We start from the raw sequence: 16178 nt of genomic DNA on the forward strand, positions 1-16178 counted from the left end.
AGCTGCGAAGATGGCGTCGCGTGGTGGGATGTCACTCTCACAGTGTCCAGAGCGAAAAACTTCAGCTTTCCTCCCGCCAGCCCTCCAGATAATTCACGCTCTCCACCCCCGTAAATTTCGCGAGCCGCGCCAGCTCCGCGTCGAGCTTCTCCAGCCGGCCCGCCGAGGCACGCACGCCCGGTTCCAGCCACAGGCGCCGAACATCCAGCGTACCGCGCTTGCGATCCGCCTTCATGTCGATGCGACCGATCACGCGGTCGCCCTCCAGAAGCGGGAAGACATAATAGCCATATTGTCTTTTCGGCTCCGGCACGAAGACCTCGATGCGGTAATAAAAACCGAACAGACGTTCCGTGCGGTTGCGGTCACGCAGCAGCGGATCGAAGGGGCTGAGGACGCGGACGCGGGATGAGGGTTCCGGCACGTCGGTCAGGTCGGTGGTGAAAGCGGCAAAGGCATAGGACGGGCGGGCACTGTCGCCATCGCTTGCAAGAAGCGAAACCTCACAGAGTTCATCGCGATGGCTTTTGACCCAGTCCCTCGCCTCCTGCGGGGTAACGAGATCGAAAAAGGCGGCGATTTCGCCGTGGGTGGCGAAACCCAGCCGTTTCAGCGCCTGCCGGCAGGCCCAGTCGACAAATTCCGCATGTTCCACCTCGGTTTCGTGATGCTCACCGGGAATGACCCGCTCGGCGAGGTCATAGACCTTCTGGAAATTCACCCGGCCGGCAATCGCCAACTTGCCGGTGTGCCAGAGATATTCGAGCGCGGTCTTGGACGGATGCCAGTTCCACCAGCCGCCGGACTGGTGCCCCTCTTCCTTCAGCTCCCGCGCCAGAACCGGCCCGGTTGCCGCAATGCGCTCCAGCGTTTCACCGAAAGCGGCGTCGAAACCCTCGCCGTGCCATTTGCGCCAGCGCTCCTGAATGATCGGCTCGCGGCGGCGGAAGCGGTGCTTCCAATAGGGATAAAATTCCGTCGGCACGATGGAAGCGTCATGTGTCCAGTGCTCGAACAGCGCGCGGTCCTTTTCCAAAAGCGTGGTCAGATGGTCCCGCCTGTAGGTCTGGTTGCGGGAGAAAATAATCTGATGGTGGGCGCGCTCCACCGTGCCGATGCTGTCCACCTGCACAAAACCGATATCGGTTATCAGCTGCAGCAGGTCGCTCTTGGAAAGCGCCTTGCCGGGCGGCGAGGAAAGCCCCTGCCGCGCCAGAAAAATTCGTCTTGCCGCTTCGTTTGAAACCTTGATCACCATGGAGAAGAAGGTATGACGGCTTTTTCAGGATTGCAATGTTCTTTTTTTGTTCCTTGTTTCACTTCTGTTGATGACGGGGTATAGAACCGGAAAACGAGCGCGAGGATGTAAGCTTGGAAATCCGTTTCGACGCCGCCGGTGTCGCTTTCGAGGGCCGGCAGGCCCTGCAGCCGCTGTCTCTGACATTGACGGAACGGCGTATCGGCGTGATCGGCCTTAATGGTTCCGGCAAGACCACCTTTGCCCGGCTGATCAACGGGCTGAACAAGCCGAGCGAGGGCAAGGTTGCGGTGAACGGTCTCGACACCGTGACGGACGCCAAGGCGGTCTTGCAGACGGTCGGCTTCATCTTCCAGAATCCGCAGAACCAGATCATCCTGCCGATCGTGCGCGACGATGTCGCCTTCGGGCTGAAACGGCTCGGTCTCGGCAAGGCGGAAACCGAAACCCGGATGAAGGCCGTTCTTGCCCGGCTTGGCATTTCACATCTTGAAGAACGGCGCGCGCACGAGCTTTCCGGCGGGGAGCTGCAGCTTGCGGCGCTGGCGGCGCTTCTGGTTACCGAACCGCACATCCTTATTCTCGACGAGCCGACCAACCAGCTTGATCTCAAAAACCGGGCTGTCGTGGAAAAGACCATGGCGACGCTGTCGCAATCGCTCATCGTCATTACCCATGATCTGCCGCTGCTTGAAGGCTTCGACCGTGTGCTGGTTTTCCACGGCGGCGCGCTGATTGCGGACGCCGCGCCTGAAGAGGCGGTGGCGCAATATCTCGCGGCGGTGGCGCGATGAAATCGCTGCACGTTGAAGGCACGGGCGGGCTCTACCGCGTCTCGCCGCGCCTCAAGCTCCTGACGCTGATGGGCTTCAGCATCGCGCTGTTCCTTACCCGCGATCTGTTGCTGCTGGGATGCGCCATGGTTCTCGCCGCCGCCATCCTGCGCGAGACGCGGCTACCCTTCCAGGATATCGGCCTGCGGCTACGGCCGGTGATGCTGACCATCTTCCTCGTCGCGGCCTTCAGCTATCTTTTGCTCCCGGCCCATGATGCGACAGTCAATCTTTTGCGGCTGACGGCGCTGGCGCTGCTTGCCACCGCCGTCACCATCACCGTCAGCATCTCGCAGTTCATGGATGAGATCACGCTTGCCGCCGCCCCTCTCGAAAGGCTGGGGCTGGTCAAGGCTGCCGATATCGGGCTTGCGGTCGGGCTCGTCGTGCGGTTCGTGCCCGAGATCGTCAACCGGTATCATGCGGTGCGTGACGCACACCGGGCGCGTGGCCTGCCCGTGCGGATGGCGACCATCATCGTGCCACTCGTCATTATGACGTTGAAGGATGCCGATGCCATTGCCGACGCCATTGACGCGCGCGGTTTCAGAGGCCAAAGCTTGGCGCCAGATAACCATCCGGAGTTTTGAGCGCCATGACGACCCGCGACCTTGTGCTGATTTCGCTGTTTTCCGCCATCATCATCGCACTCGGGCTTCTGCCGCCGATCACGCTCGGTTTCGTTCCCGTGCCGATCACCGCGCAGTCGCTCGGCGTCATGCTGGCCGGCGTCGTGCTGGGTGCGAAGCGCGGCACGCTCGCGGTACTGCTGACGATCCTGATTGCCGCCATCGGCCTGCCGGTCCTGTCGGGCGGACGCGGCGGTCTTTCGATTTTCACCACGCCGACGACGGGCTTCCTGATCGGCTGGATCGCGGCTGTCTTCGTCACCGGCACGCTCTCGGAAAAACTCGTCAATCGCAGCCAGTCCGCTCTGGCGCAGGGTATTGGTTTCTTCGTCGCCAGCCTCATCGGCGGCGTGGTGGTGCTTTATGCCTTCGGCATCACCTATCTGGCGCTGGTCGTCGGGCTTGGTTTCGAAAAGGCCTTCATGGGTTCGCTCGCCTTCATTCCCGGCGATGCGCTGAAGGCCGTGCTTGCCGCGCTGGCCGGCCGTGCCGTGATGGCCGGTTATCCGCTTCTGCCGCAGCGCGCCTGAACAGACTTTCTTCGGGAGGAAAAGCATGGCGACGCGTTTATACGAACACCCGATCTTCCTGGAGCATATCACGCCTCCCGGCCACCCCGAGCGGCCGGACCGCCTGCGGTCGCTGAACATCGCACTCGAACATCCGAATTTCGAGCGGCTGGAACGGAAGGAAGCGCCGCAGGCCAATGAGGATGCGGTGCTGCTGGCGCATCCGGAAGAGCATCTGCTTTCTGTCATGCGGCAGATCCCGCAAGAGGATGGCGAGATCAACCGCATCGAGGCGGATACCTATGCCTCGCCGAAAAGCCTGCAGGCGGCGCTGACCGGCATCGGTGCAGCAATGGCTGCGGTGGATGACGTGTTTACCGGCGCTGCCGATAATGTCTTCGTCGCCGCCCGTCCGCCCGGCCACCATGCGGAAACCGCCAAGGCCATGGGCTTCTGTCTTTTCAACAATGTGGCGATTGCCGCCCGCCATGCCCAGAAAAAACATGGGGCAGAGCGCGTCGCCATCATCGACTGGGACGTGCATCACGGCAACGGCACGCAGGATATTTTCTGGGACGACACATCAGTGCTGTTCTGTTCCACCCACCAGATGCCGCTTTACCCGTGGAGCGGCGATAAAAACGAAACCGGCGCGAAGAACAATATCGTCAACGCCCCGCTTTCGCCCAACACCGGCAGCGACCATTTTCGTGAGGCCTTCAAATCCCGCGTACTGCCGGCGATTGCCGATTTTTCGCCTGATCTCATCCTCATCTCCGCCGGTTTTGACGCGCATCACCGCGATCCGCTGGCACAGATCAATCTGGTGGGAGAGGATTTCGACTGGGCCACGGGCCGGCTTCTGGAAATGGCCGACAAATACGCATCGAACCGGGTCGTCAGCCTGCTTGAAGGTGGTTATGATCTGGAAGGGCTGGCGGAATCGGCAGCCATGCATATTTTGAGAATGATGAAGGGTTGAATATGACGGAAAATGCCAACACAGCCGATGTCAGCGGTTATTCCTTCGAAAAGGCCGTCGCCGAGCTGGAAAGCATTGTCGCACGCCTGGAACGCGGAGACGTGGCGCTGGACGAATCAATCGCCATCTATGAGCGCGGCGAAGCCCTGAAGAAACATTGCGAGACGCTGTTGAACGCTGCCGAAAAGCGAATCGAGAAAATCCGCCTCGATCGTGCGGGCAAGCCGCAGGGTGTGGAACCGCTCGACGGGGAATGACTGCGTTTAGCGGGAGCGTTTGGACGTGATTCGATAAGGTAGCCACCTCCCGATTCAAACACTCGACGTCATCCTCGGGCTGGTCCCGAGGATCGGCAATGCATTGATTTTCTTGACGTGTTTAGATCCTCGGGCCAAGCCCGAGGATGACGGAGGAGAGGTTTGAAAACTTTCCCCGGCCGTAAGGTGTTCTCACAATGTCGTGTTAACAAGGATCGTTGACGCTGCGTTCGATATCGCGATGCTCCCCTCCCCCTCGGTTATGCTAAACTCCCGCCAGACCATACGAGGAGCTTGCGATGTCCTTCTTTCCCGGCAACGATCCCGTCGCGGGTGATGCTTTTGCCTGCGATGCCATCGAAAACCTGATCATTCCCCGAACCAGTGATATTGGCGGCTTTGCCGTGCGCCGCGCCCTGCCGACCCGGCAGCGGCGGCTTGTGGGGCCGTTCATCTTTTTCGATCGCATGGGCCCGGCGATCCTGAAGGCGGGTGAGGCGCTCGACGTCAAGCCGCATCCGCATATCGGGCTTTCGACTGTTACCTATCTGTTCGACGGCGAAATCAAGCACCGGGACAGTCTCGGCACCGAGCTTGTCATCCGCCCCGGCGACATCAACCTGATGACGGCCGGGCGTGGCATCGTGCATTCGGAACGCACGCCGGAAAATCTCCGCGGCCATCCGCTTTCCATGTCCGGACTGCAGACCTGGCTTGCCCTGCCAGACCATATGGAAGAAATCGCCCCCGCTTTTGCCCACACGGCGAAGGAAGACATGCCGCTGATCGACCTCAAGGGCGCGACCGGCCGGGTGGTAATCGGCGAATTCGAAGGCCTCACCTCCCCGGTTTCGTCCTTTACAGATACGCTTTATGTCGACCTGTCGCTGGAGCCGGGGGTAAAATTCCCCTTCTCCGCCGATCATGAGGAGCGGGCGATCTATATTCTGTCCGGTTCGCTGGATGTTGCCGGTGATATTTTCGCCGCCGATCAACTGCTCGTCTTCCGGCCCGGCGACGACATCACGCTGCAGGCCGGCAGCAATGGCTGTCACATCATGATCTTTGGCGGGGCGGCGCTGAATGAGCGCCGTTACATCTGGTGGAACTTCGTTTCGTCATCAAAAGAACGCATAGAGCAGGCCAAACAGGAGTGGAGAACCGGACGCTTCGACATCGTTCCCGGCGACGAAGAAGAGTTTGTCCCTTTGCCGGAAGGTTGAAATTCTATAGAAGTGTACGACATGCAGGGCTGCACCGTCGGCTTTCGACATGAAAGACGCTCTGGCACGCCCTGCTGACGACAAGAAAAGGCCGAACGATTGACCGGAATGCCACAGACACCATTGCTCGACCGGGTGAATTTTCCCTCCGATCTCAAGGAGATCGACGATCGCGACCTGCCGGAACTGGCAAGGGAACTGCGCGACGAGATGATTGATGCCGTGTCGAAGACCGGTGGCCATCTGGGTGCCGGCCTTGGCGTGGTGGAACTGACGATTGCCATCCATAAGGTGTTCAACACGCCCGAAGACCGGCTGATCTTCGATGTTGGCCATCAATGTTATCCGCACAAGATCCTGACCGGCCGACGGGATCGCATCCGCACGCTGCGGCAGGAAGATGGGCTTTCCGGTTTCACCCGGCGGGCCGAAAGCGAATATGATGATTTCGGCGCCGGCCATTCCTCCACCTCCATTTCCGCCGGTCTCGGCATGGCGGTGGCGGCGGGTCTTGATGGCAGCGACCGCAAGGTCGTAGCCATCATCGGCGACGGCTCGATGTCGGCGGGCATGGCGTTTGAGGCACTGAACAATGCCGGCGCGCTCGATGCGCGGCTGATCGTCATCCTCAACGACAACGATATGTCGATTGCGCCGCCGACGGGCGCGATGAGCGCTTATCTGGCACGCCTCGCCTCCGGCCGCACCTATATGGGCTTCCGCGATTTCGGCAAGAAACTGACGGCCTATCTCGGCAAGACCATCGACCGCGCCATTACCCGCGCCGTGACCCATGCGCGCGGTTATGTGACCGGCGGCACGCTGTTCGAGGAGCTTGGCTTTTATCATATCGGCCCGATCGACGGCCATTCCTTCGATCATCTGTTGCCGGTGCTGCGCAATGTGCGCGACAACCAGAAAGGCCCTGTTCTCATCCATGTGGTGACGCAGAAGGGCAAGGGTTATGCGCCGGCGGAAGCCGCAGCCGACAAATATCACGGCGTCAACAAGTTCGACGTCATCACCGGCGCGCAGGCGAAAGCCAAGCCGAATGCGCCGAGCTATACCAGCGTCTTTGCCGAAGCCCTGATCCAGGAAGCGACGCTCGACGAAAAGATCATCGGTGTGACGGCCGCCATGCCGAACGGCACGGGCCTCGACAAGATGGCCGAGCTTTTCCCGTCCCGCACCTTCGATGTCGGCATTGCCGAGCAGCATGCCGTCACCTTTGCGGCGGGGCTTGCGGCTGATGGTTACAAGCCGTTCTGCGCGCTTTATTCCACCTTCCTGCAACGCGGTTACGACCAACTAGTGCATGATGTGGCCATCCAGAGCCTGCCCGTGCGTTTCCCCATCGACCGCGCCGGTTTTGTCGGTGCTGACGGGCCGACCCATGCCGGTTCGTTCGACACGACTTTCCTCGCCACCCTGCCCGGCATGGTGGTGATGGCGGCCTCGGATGAGGCGGAGCTGAAACATATGGTGCGCACGGCGGCAGCCTATGATGAAGGCCCGATTTCCTTCCGCTACCCGCGCGGTGAAGGCGTGGGCGTCGAGATGCCCGCGCGTGGTGAGATTCTCCAGATAGGCAAGGGTCGTATCATCAAGGAAGGCACCAAGGTTGCGCTGCTCTCCTTCGGCACGCGGCTGGCGGAATGCCTGGCGGCGGCCGAAGACCTTGAAGCGGCCGGCCTTTCCACCACGGTTGCCGATGCGCGCTTTGCCAAGCCGCTCGATCTCGACCTTATCCGCCAGCTGGCCAGCCATCATGAGGTGCTGGTGACCATCGAAGAAGGCTCTGTCGGCGGTTTCGGCGCGCATGTGCTGCATTTCATGGCCAGCGCCGGCCTGCTCGACCATGGCCCGAAAGTCCGGACGCTGACCCTGCCCGACCAGTGGGTGGAGCAGGCCAAGCCCGAAACCATGTATGCCAATGCCGGCCTTGACCGGGCCGGCATCGTTTCCACCGTGTTTAATGCGCTCGGCCAGCGTCAGGCCGGCGTCGGTTTCGCCGGCTGACAAGATTGCCGGGACAGGAGGCGGGACCATCCCGCCTCTTTTTCAGGATGCCGTGCCATCGAGAAAACCGACGACATTTTCGATCCGTCCCTCGGTATTCAGGCTGACGACATCGGTTCCGCCAGCGACATCGTCCCCATCAGGCGAAATGAGACGCCATGAGAAACGGGTGAAGTTGCCGTGACCATCCGGAGTGCCGGCAAGAACGAAGCGATATCCCGGAAATTTCTGCCGCGCCGCGTCGATCATCGCGGCAATCCCCTGCTGGCCTTCGCCCTGCATCAGCGGATCGACGTAGCGCGTATTTTCTGCCCATGCCTGCCCGACGAGATGCCTGCGGCGTTCATTGTCCTCTTCGTTCCACGCTGCGAGATAGGTCTGGGCGATTGTGAGATGTTGCGTCATGATTGCGCTCCTTCTGGTTGACGGCCCAAACATGCCGGCGGTCGGGAAGCAGAACAATTACCTCGGAGGTAATCGCATTGCCGATATGTTCTGCTAGGCTGCGGGGCATGACACATCATCAAGAACATGTCGGCCAGGTGCTGAAGGAATGGCGTGCCCGCCGCAGGTTGAGCCAGCTCGATCTGGCGATAGAGGCGGACATATCCGCGCGCCATCTGAGCTTTGTGGAAAGCGGGCGATCATCCCCCAGCCGCGAGATGCTCGCGAAACTGGCGGAGCAGCTTTCCATGCCCGCCCGCGCCGCCAACCGGCTGATGCTGGCGGCGGGTTATGCGCCTGTTCATTCCGAACGCTCGCTGGATGCGCCCGACATGACGGCGGCCCGGCAGGCCGTCGAAACCGTGGTCCAGGGCCACATGCCCTTCCCCGCCCTTGCCGTCGACCGGCATTGGAACGTCGTTCTCGCCAATGAGGCAATCACGTCGCTTCTGGCCGGTGTTTCCGAAGAGCTGCTTCGCCCGCCGCTCAACGCCCTGAGGCTCAGCCTGCATCCGGGGGGCTTGAGTTCGCGCATCGTCAATCTTGCCGAATGGCGGCATCACCTGCTGGAGCGCCTGCGCCGTCAGGTCGAGGAAACGGGAGACGAGATGCTTTGCCACTTGCATGCGGAGCTTTCGGCCTATCCCGCGCCGAAGGCCTCACCCCATGCCACCGGGGCCGATCCGCTGGCCATACCGCTGCAACTGCGCGATCCGGCCTCGGGCGCCGTTTTGAGCTTCATCTCCACCACCACGGTTTTCGGAACCGCAACCGATGTCACGCTGTCCGAACTGGTGCTGGAATGTTTCTACCCCGCCGATGCGGCAACCCGCGCCGCCCTGATGCCAGACACAAAGGAGTAAGACCCGTGCACACCACCTATCTCATCGGCTTCCAGGTCCGCGATGGCCAGCGCGAGCGCTTTCTTGAATTGCTGAATGCGCTTCTCGACGCCATGCGGCACGAAAAGACCTTCGTGAACGCCACCCTGCATCGAGACGGTGAAAACGAGAACCGCTTCCTGCTGCATGAGACCTGGAGCGACCATCAGGACGTGCTCGATGTCCAGATTCATCGCCCCTATCGTCAGGCATGGCACGATGCCCTGCCCGAGCTTCTGGAAGCCCCACGGGATATCTCCGTCTGGCATCCCATGCGGGCCGATCACGCTGCATAAGGAGGGGAACAGACAGGCCCCGCACAGACGGCGCGGGGTCAGAAGTCCGGTTCAGACCTCCTTATGGTCCCAATCCATCGCAGCGAGCGTTTATTTCCGGAACGCCTGAGTTTTCAAGACAATATCCGCGGTTCGCTCAATTTGAACCACGCCTTGGCAATCTTTCCGTTTTCAACTTCATAGATGCAGACAACGTCGATCTCTCCCCTGCCTTCGGGGAAGTTCCGCGTAACCGTTTCGTGGTCGATGACGACATTCCCGACAGTAATGCGTGTCAGCAGTTTTCCATGCAGATCAGGCTCCTTGAAGCGCTCGATGTGGCGCGCCCTGATCTCTGCAGCACTTCCTGCCAGAAACGTCGCCGGAAAGGCGTAATACTGACAATCATCCGCCCACCAGCCCATGAATGCATCGATGTCGCGGGCGTTATAGGCCTCGAGCTGCTTTTGCACCGGCAGTTCAATTTCACTCTTCAAAACGTACCTCTTCAGAAAATCATTGTGACGACATGGGTTTTTAAATGAGCGAATGTCCTGCATCCGCCAGCAGATCGCGTGTTTTTTCGAGAGCGTGCGATTTCACCAGCAGGTGGTCTCCATCAAAGGTCGAAACCACAAATATTCCAATCCCGTTGGTCGACAAAGGCGCGATGACCGACAGGACGATGCCCGTCTCATCAAATGCAAATGGCCCCTGAAACTTGAAACACGACCAGCCCGCATCGACCCGCACATCCTGCGGTATGCGATCTTCCTGGCAAACGATGGAAAGTTCGTCATCGGTTCGGCTGATGCTGACAAACCCGCCGCCGTCGGCCCACGCCGGAATGGGATCAGACGCCTGAAGCCGCGCTACCCCGTATGAGCCATCCAAAACCTGCAATTTAACGCGCGGCGCCATATGGACATTCCCTTTCCTGAAAATCGCTCAAAGCCTGATGGCAGTTTCCTCTTTCGCCGTCTTGATGACGACCATGGTGAAGAAGCGTGCAACATTGTGCTGGTCCCGGAACAGCCTGTCGCACAGGGCATCGAATTCCTCCATGTCACGCAGGCGCAGCATCAGCACGACATCGCTTGCACCTGTCACGGCATAGGCATGCGACACGGCCTCTTCGGCAATGGCAATATCCAGAAAGCGGCGCATATGCTGCTCGCCGTGCAGTTTCAGCTCCACCGTCACCAGCGCCTTGATCACGCGCCCGGCCTTTGCGGGGTTTAAGATCGCGACGATACGGTCGATCACCCCCGATTTGCGCAGCCGTTGCAGGCGGCGCAGACAGCTGGAAGGAGACAGCCCCACCTTATCGGCCATATCCACATTGGTGCGCGACGCATCGCCCTGCAAGAGGTTCAGAAGTTTCCGGTCGATCCGATCCATACCAGCAGCATATCTTTCGCCAACATATTTGCAATAAAATTGCATGAAGTTGCAATCTTTGACCACAAATGCGAATGGGTTCGGCCTAGAGGATGAGGACAACCTTCGAGGAGCCTCACATGCCCATTTTCGTCACCATCTGGCAGAAAACCCGGGAAACGCTTGATATCTACTGGGTGCTGGTGCGGATTACCGTTCCGATTGCCATCCTCACCGAGCTGTTGTCGAGGATGGGTGCGATCGAGGCGGTGGCGCCGGCCTTCGCGCCTGTCATGAACCTCGTCGGGCTGCCGCCGGAGCTTGGTCTCGCCTGGCTGACAGCGATGCTGGTCGGCATCTGGGGCGCCGTGCCGCTTATCTTCACACTCGTTCCCGCCTCCTCGCTCAGTGGCGCGGATATCACGGTCTTTTCGGCGCTTATCCTCTTCGCGCACGGCCTGCCCATCGAGCAGAAGATCATTGAAAAGGCAGGACCCGGCATGCTCGTCACAACGGCGCTGCGCATCGGCGGCGGATTGCTTTATGCCCTTCTCCTGCATCAGGTTCTGGAGGTGACGGGGTGGTTGTCTGGGCCGGTGAACCCTGCCTGGATTACCATGAGCGCCACGCCGGATTGGGCGGACTATCTCCTGGGTCTCGGTAAAACCATGATCTGGATGTTCGTCATCCTTCTCGTGCTGTCCCTCGGCCTCGAAATCCTCAGGCTGACCGGGCTTCTGGCACTGATGATGAAGGCGCTTTCGCCCCTTTTGCGGCTTGCCGGCATTCGCGGCGAGGCCGAACATCTCACCGCCATCGGCTTGTTTCTGGGAATTTCCTACGGCGCGGGTTTCCTGATCCGAGAGGCGCAATCGGGAGCGATCTCGCCACGTCAGGTGTTTCTGTCCTGCGTGTTCATGGGTTTTGCCCATAGCGTGATCGAAGACACCCTTGTGGTAATGTCGCTGGGGGCCGATGTTTATGGCGTTCTGGTCGGACGGCTAGTTTTCGCCATTGCCGCAACTGCCGTCATTGCCGCACTGCTTCACCGCCTGTCGGATGAAATGTTTTTTGCGCGGATGTTCCGGCTTCGGAGCACGTGAGCGGCGCTACCCATCTGAAAAAGCTGATGCAAAAAGGGGGCCTCACGGCCCCCGATTTTTTTGCATCCAATCCGGAAAATCCGACTCAGAACTCGGTCCAGTCCTGATCTTTCGCAGCCGGTGCTTCCGCAGCACCACCGAAGGCGCGGGCGAGGCTCTGGCCAAGCGCCCGGGCCGGCGAAGCCACCGGTCTTGCCGTTGCGGAGGCCGATTTTACCGGAGCCTTGCGGACCGGTGCAGCAGGTGCCGGCTGGAAGGCGGGCTTGGCCGAAGACTGGCGCGGTGCGGAATATCCACCGGCACTCGCAACGGCAGCGCGTGCGCCGCCCACCCGGAACTGGCCAAGCAGGCTGTTCAGCGCTTCCGCCTCACGGGCAAGCGAATGGCTGGCGGCGGTCTGCTGTTCCACCATGGCGGCATTCTGCTGCGTACCCTGATCCATGGTGTTTACAGCCGTGTTGATTTCCTGCAGGCCGGTCGCCTGTTCGCGTGACGCAACGACGATGGCACTGACATGGGCGTTGATCTCTTCGACTTCCGAAACGATGAGTTCCAACGCCTTGCCGGTCTCGTCGACGAGGCTCACGCCGTTTTCAACCTGCCGGCTGGAAGCGCTGATCAGCGTCTTGATTTCCTTGGCGGCATTGGCGGAACGCTGGGCGAGTTCGCGGACTTCCTGCGCGACGACCGCAAATCCCTTGCCGGCATCACCGGCGCGAGCGGCCTCCACGCCGGCATTCAGCGCCAGCAGGTTGGTCTGGAAGGCGATATCGTCGATGACACCGATGATGTTGCCGATTTCACCCGAGGACTTTTCGATCTCGCGCATGGCGGCAACCGCCTTGCGGACCACGGTGCCTGATTTTTCCGCACCGGTACGGGCACGCTGGACCAGATTGCCGGCATCTTCCGCGCCGCGGGCACTGTCACGCACCGTGGTGGTGACTTCTTCCAGTGCGGCAGCGGTTTCCTCGATGGAGGCCGCCTGCTGTTCCGTGCGGCGCGACAGGTCGTCGGCGGCTGACAGCATTTCCGAAGCGCCGGCATTGATCGCGGCAGCGTTCTCGCCGACCGTGCGCAGGGCTTGCTGGAGTTTTTCGACGGCGCTGTTGAAATTCACGCGAACCGGATCAATGGCGGGCGCAAAAGGCGTTTCAATGCGATAGGAAAGATCGCCGTCCGCAAGAGCGGCAAGACCCTTGCCAAGCTCGGCGCTGGCAAAAGCGCTGGCGGCCTCGTCCTTGGCCCGTTCTTCCTCGTTGCGGCGGCGTTCAGTCTCCGTCGCGGAACGCATGCGATCGGTCTCACCGGCGAGGCGGGATTTTTCCAGCCCGGCTTCCTTGAAGACCAGAACGGCCTTCGCCATCTTGCCGACTTCGTCTCCACGATCCGTGGCCGGAACTTCCGTGTCCAGATTGCCATCGGCAAGCCGGCTCATTGCCGCCGTCATGCCGACGATCGGCGTGACGATCGAGCGTGACAGCGCCCAGATGAGGGCAACGGCCAGAAGACCGGCAACGGCACCGCCGCCCAGAAGCGCATATTTCAGGTTCAGCGCCGCTGCCTGCTGTTCAGCGGCATAGGCCGTGGACAGGCCGTTCAGCTGTTCCTTGATCTTGGCGGCGGCGGCGCGGAAGCCGTCGAGCTGGCCCTTGGCCTGATTGCGGCCGATCTCGATGATTTCGGAAATCGGCGCTTCCGTGGTCTTGCGGGCAGCGATCTGTGGTTCCGCCAGTTCCTTGAAGAACACGGTGGCGGATTTCTGCATGTCGTCGATGGAGTTGAGGATATCCCGCTGGCCGGCGGCAAGCGCGCGGGCTTCGTCAAGCTTCTTCAGCATCAGGTCGCGCTGGGCGAAAACATCATTATAGGTGCTGTCGCTGCGAAACAGCAGGAAGCCGCGCTGGTTGACGGCCTGCTCCAGCATGGCGGCCGTCGCGCCGTCCACTGCCTGGATGATATCCTTGGTCCGGTTGTTGTCGATTGTGACACGCTCGCTCCCCAGCGTCTGCCAGAATACGACCGCGGAGGCGAGCAGGCACACGCTCATCAAGGCACAGAAGGTGGCTATGAGCTTCAGGTTGATAGGGAGATTTTTCAGCGACATCGCAAACTCTCTCGGCGACCCGATGCCTCGGAGCAAGCGTCTGCGCTGCAACGGTCGCAATTTTGTGGATAGGAGGAGATGCCGTCATGGCAGGTTCCGGTGGCCGCACGGGCCTTGGGCACAAAGTGCAATACAAGCCTTTATATTGGATTAATCGAACATTCTGACTTTGCGGTGCAACACAAACATGGCCGGGGGCAGCGGCATTCGGGGCCGTTTCCGTGATAAATCGCTTGCATCGGCGGGGTTTGGCGGTCATTGAACGGGACCATGTCCAAAACATCTGAAAATGAACGGCTTGACCAGCTTCTTGTGTCGCTCGGCCACTTTGCCAGCCGCTCGCGTGCGCGCGACGCGGTTTCGCGCGGCACCGTGAGCGTGAACGGCAAAATCGTCACCAAACCGAGCCAGACCGTCGCTGCAAACGTCAAGATCACGATTACCGATCCGGCGCAGGCCTACGTCTCCCGCGCTGCCCTTAAACTTGCGGCCGCGCTCGATCATTTCAAGCTCGATCCGAAGGGCCTTGAGTGTCTCGATGTCGGCGCATCCACCGGCGGTTTCACCGAGGTTCTGCTTCATCGCGGCGCGGAACATGTCGTCGCCATCGATGTCGGCCACGGGCAGATCCATCCAAGGATCGAGAACGACCCGCGCGTCACCAGCCTGGAAGGGCTGAATGCGCGGTTCCTCACCACTGACGATATCGATGACCGGCCCATCGGCTTCATCGTTTCCGACGTCTCCTTCATTTCGCTGAAGCTTGCGCTTGCCCCGGCACTTGAGCTTGCGGAGCCGGGTGCTCTGGCTATCCTGCTGGTCAAGCCGCAATTCGAAGCGGGGCGTGATGCCATCAGCAAGGCCGGGCTTCTGAAGGAGCCGGAAACCGCGCCCGCAGTTGCTGCCGAGCTGGAACGCTGGCTCGTCGAAGACATGGGCTGGAAAAGCCTCGGGCTTATTCCTTCGCCGATTTCCGGCGGCGACGGCAATATCGAATTTCTTCTCGGAGGCGAAAAGCCATGAGCACCCAGACCGTGACCATCAAGAGCCTTGGTGCACAGGGCGACGGTATCGCGCACTGTCCCGACGGCCCGGTCTATGTGCCCTTCGCCCTACCCGGCGAGACGGTGGCCATCGCCAAAGTGAAGGACCACGGCACGGTCATGTCGATTGCGGAAGCCTCGGCGGATCGCCGCGACCCCGTCTGCCGTCACTTCGGCCCTGAAGGCGCCAACGGCACCTGCGGCGGCTGTTCGCTGCAGCATCTGGCCGACCAGCCCTACCACGCCTTCAAGCGGGAGCTGGTGGTTTCGGCACTGAAATCGAAGGGCCTGACACCTGATGTGGATGATCTCGTCATCTGTCGCCCCGGCGAGCGCCGCCGCGCGGTGTTTGCCGCCCGCAGGACGGAAAAGGGTCTGCTGCTGGGTTTCAGCCAGGCGAGCAGCCACCACATCGTCGCCATCGAGGAATGTCCCGTCACCTCGCCCGGCATCGTCTCGCGCCTCGATGCTATCAGAGCCATCGGGCTTTCGATGACGGCGAATGCCGAGCCGTTCCGCATGACCGTTCTCGAAACGCTTTCCGGTCTGGATATTTCCGTCGAGGGTATCAAGTCGGTCAACGACAAGCAGCGGCGGACGCTGACGGAAACGGTGCTTGCCATGCGCGGCATCGCGCGTGTCTCGCTGTCGGGTGAAATCCTGATCGAACCGCAAAAACCGATCATCGAATTCGGCGGCGTTCCGGTCTCACCGCCCGCCGGCGGTTTCACGCAGGCAACGAAACAGGCCGAAGACGCCATGGCGGAACTGGTGCTTGCCCATATCGGCAAATCCAAACGCATTGCCGATCTCTTCTGCGGTTCCGGTACATTTGCGCTCAGACTGGCGCGCATCGGCAAGGTGCATGCGGTGGAAGCCGAAGACAAGGCGCTGAAGGCATTGGATTTCGCCGCCCGCAACACGCAGGGCCTCAAACCGGTCAGCGTCGAAAAACGCGATCTTTTCCGCCGGCCGTTGATGACCAGCGAATTGAAGAACTACGACGCGGTCGTGTTCGATCCGCCGCGCGCCGGGGCGGAAGTCCAGTGCAAGGAACTGGCCCGCAGCACGGTGAAGAAAATCGTTGCCGTCAGCTGCAATCCGCTAACGCTGGCGCGCGATCTGGCGCTACTGGTCGAGGGCGGCTATCGCGTTACCCGCGTCACACCTGTTGACCAGTTCCTCTGGTCGCCGCATGTGGAAGCGGTGGCGGTGCTGGAGAAATAATCAGGAAT

General features: G+C 60.7%; 18 protein-coding genes. 12 read left to right on the top strand and 6 right to left on the bottom strand.

The window, feature by feature from the left end; translation table 11 throughout:
* Nucleotides 1-61: 61 nt before the first annotated feature.
* Entirely contained in the window at nt 62-1258 is a 1197-nt protein-coding gene (locus M0412_RS09105) for a winged helix-turn-helix domain-containing protein (protein ID WP_269698557.1), read from the bottom strand.
* Nucleotides 1259-1371: 113 nt separating this feature from the next.
* On the opposite strand from M0412_RS09105, the gene M0412_RS09110 reads away from it, so the two are divergent.
* From M0412_RS09110 to dxs, 7 genes are all read left to right on the top strand, one after another.
* Entirely contained in the window at nt 1372-2052 is a 681-nt protein-coding gene (locus tag M0412_RS09110) for an energy-coupling factor ABC transporter ATP-binding protein (RefSeq protein WP_269698558.1), read from the top strand.
* Nucleotides 2049-2681 (top strand): energy-coupling factor transporter transmembrane protein EcfT, encoded by a 633-nt coding sequence (locus tag M0412_RS09115; protein WP_269698559.1) that lies wholly within the window; start codon nt 2049-2051, stop codon nt 2679-2681. The genes M0412_RS09110 and M0412_RS09115 overlap by 4 nt, the downstream gene beginning before the upstream one ends.
* Before the next feature lie 5 nt (nt 2682-2686).
* A complete protein-coding gene (locus M0412_RS09120; protein ID WP_137452278.1) occupies nt 2687-3250 on the top strand; it encodes a biotin transporter BioY in 564 nt (187 codons plus the stop codon).
* 25 nt (nt 3251-3275) lie between these two features.
* Nucleotides 3276-4211 carry a histone deacetylase family protein gene (locus tag M0412_RS09125; protein WP_269698560.1) on the top strand — a complete coding sequence of 312 codons (936 nt, stop codon included), beginning with the start codon at nt 3276-3278 and terminating at the stop codon, nt 4209-4211.
* A gap of 2 nt (nt 4212-4213) precedes the next feature.
* The gene (locus M0412_RS09130; protein ID WP_003503059.1) at nt 4214-4468 is read left to right on the top strand and encodes an exodeoxyribonuclease VII small subunit; all 255 of its coding nucleotides are present in this window, start codon (nt 4214-4216) and stop codon (nt 4466-4468) included.
* Between the two features lie 299 nt (nt 4469-4767).
* Complete coding sequence (locus M0412_RS09135; protein WP_065115028.1) at nt 4768-5691, top strand: pirin family protein; 924 nt, start codon at nt 4768-4770, stop codon at nt 5689-5691.
* Between the two features lie 99 nt (nt 5692-5790).
* Nucleotides 5791-7710 (top strand): 1-deoxy-D-xylulose-5-phosphate synthase, encoded by a 1920-nt coding sequence (gene dxs / locus M0412_RS09140; protein WP_080817504.1) that lies wholly within the window; start codon nt 5791-5793, stop codon nt 7708-7710.
* A gap of 42 nt (nt 7711-7752) precedes the next feature.
* Here the strand turns inward: dxs and M0412_RS09145 are convergent, their stop codons facing one another.
* Nucleotides 7753-8115: a nuclear transport factor 2 family protein gene (locus M0412_RS09145; protein WP_269698561.1), complete on the bottom strand. Its 363-nt coding sequence runs from the start codon at nt 8113-8115 to the stop codon at nt 7753-7755.
* 107 nt (nt 8116-8222) lie between these two features.
* Between M0412_RS09145 and M0412_RS09150 the strand changes: the two genes are divergently transcribed.
* On the top strand, nt 8223-9017 hold the full coding sequence (locus M0412_RS09150; RefSeq protein ID WP_269698562.1) for a helix-turn-helix domain-containing protein: 795 nt from the start codon (nt 8223-8225) through the stop codon (nt 9015-9017).
* Between the two features lie 5 nt (nt 9018-9022).
* The gene (locus M0412_RS09155) at nt 9023-9331 is read left to right on the top strand and encodes a putative quinol monooxygenase (RefSeq protein ID WP_269698563.1); all 309 of its coding nucleotides are present in this window, start codon (nt 9023-9025) and stop codon (nt 9329-9331) included.
* 113 nt (nt 9332-9444) lie between these two features.
* Here M0412_RS09155 and M0412_RS09160 read toward each other — a convergent pair whose 3' ends face one another.
* Genes M0412_RS09160 through M0412_RS09170 form a run of 3 tightly spaced genes read right to left on the bottom strand, consistent with a single transcriptional unit; the run spans nt 9445 to nt 10711 of the window.
* Nucleotides 9445-9807 carry a nuclear transport factor 2 family protein gene (locus M0412_RS09160; RefSeq protein WP_269698564.1) on the bottom strand — a complete coding sequence of 121 codons (363 nt, stop codon included), beginning with the start codon at nt 9805-9807 and terminating at the stop codon, nt 9445-9447.
* 40 nt (nt 9808-9847) lie between these two features.
* Nucleotides 9848-10231 carry an ACT domain-containing protein gene (locus tag M0412_RS09165; RefSeq protein ID WP_269698565.1) on the bottom strand — a complete coding sequence of 128 codons (384 nt, stop codon included), beginning with the start codon at nt 10229-10231 and terminating at the stop codon, nt 9848-9850.
* A gap of 27 nt (nt 10232-10258) precedes the next feature.
* On the bottom strand, nt 10259-10711 hold the full coding sequence (locus M0412_RS09170; protein WP_269698566.1) for an Lrp/AsnC family transcriptional regulator: 453 nt from the start codon (nt 10709-10711) through the stop codon (nt 10259-10261).
* A 119-nt stretch (nt 10712-10830) separates the two neighbouring features.
* Here M0412_RS09170 and M0412_RS09175 point away from each other — a divergent pair, with 119 nt between their 5' ends.
* The gene (locus M0412_RS09175) at nt 10831-11793 is read left to right on the top strand and encodes a nucleoside recognition domain-containing protein (RefSeq protein ID WP_269698567.1); all 963 of its coding nucleotides are present in this window, start codon (nt 10831-10833) and stop codon (nt 11791-11793) included.
* 85 nt (nt 11794-11878) lie between these two features.
* Here the strand turns inward: M0412_RS09175 and M0412_RS09180 are convergent, their stop codons facing one another.
* Nucleotides 11879-13900 (bottom strand): methyl-accepting chemotaxis protein, encoded by a 2022-nt coding sequence (locus M0412_RS09180; RefSeq protein WP_269698568.1) that lies wholly within the window; start codon nt 13898-13900, stop codon nt 11879-11881.
* A 270-nt stretch (nt 13901-14170) separates the two neighbouring features.
* On the opposite strand from M0412_RS09180, the gene M0412_RS09185 reads away from it, so the two are divergent.
* On the top strand, nt 14171-14923 hold the full coding sequence (locus M0412_RS09185) for a TlyA family RNA methyltransferase (RefSeq protein WP_142839208.1): 753 nt from the start codon (nt 14171-14173) through the stop codon (nt 14921-14923).
* Nucleotides 14920-16170, top strand: coding sequence for a class I SAM-dependent RNA methyltransferase (locus M0412_RS09190; RefSeq protein WP_269698569.1), 1251 nt, complete (start codon nt 14920-14922; stop codon nt 16168-16170). The genes M0412_RS09185 and M0412_RS09190 overlap by 4 nt, the downstream gene beginning before the upstream one ends.
* Nucleotides 16171-16178: the final 8 nt, after the last annotated feature.

The sequence above is a fragment of the Agrobacterium sp. O3.4 genome (genome assembly GCF_041414895.1).
Classification (GTDB): Bacteria; Pseudomonadota; Alphaproteobacteria; order Rhizobiales; family Rhizobiaceae; genus Agrobacterium; species Agrobacterium cucumeris.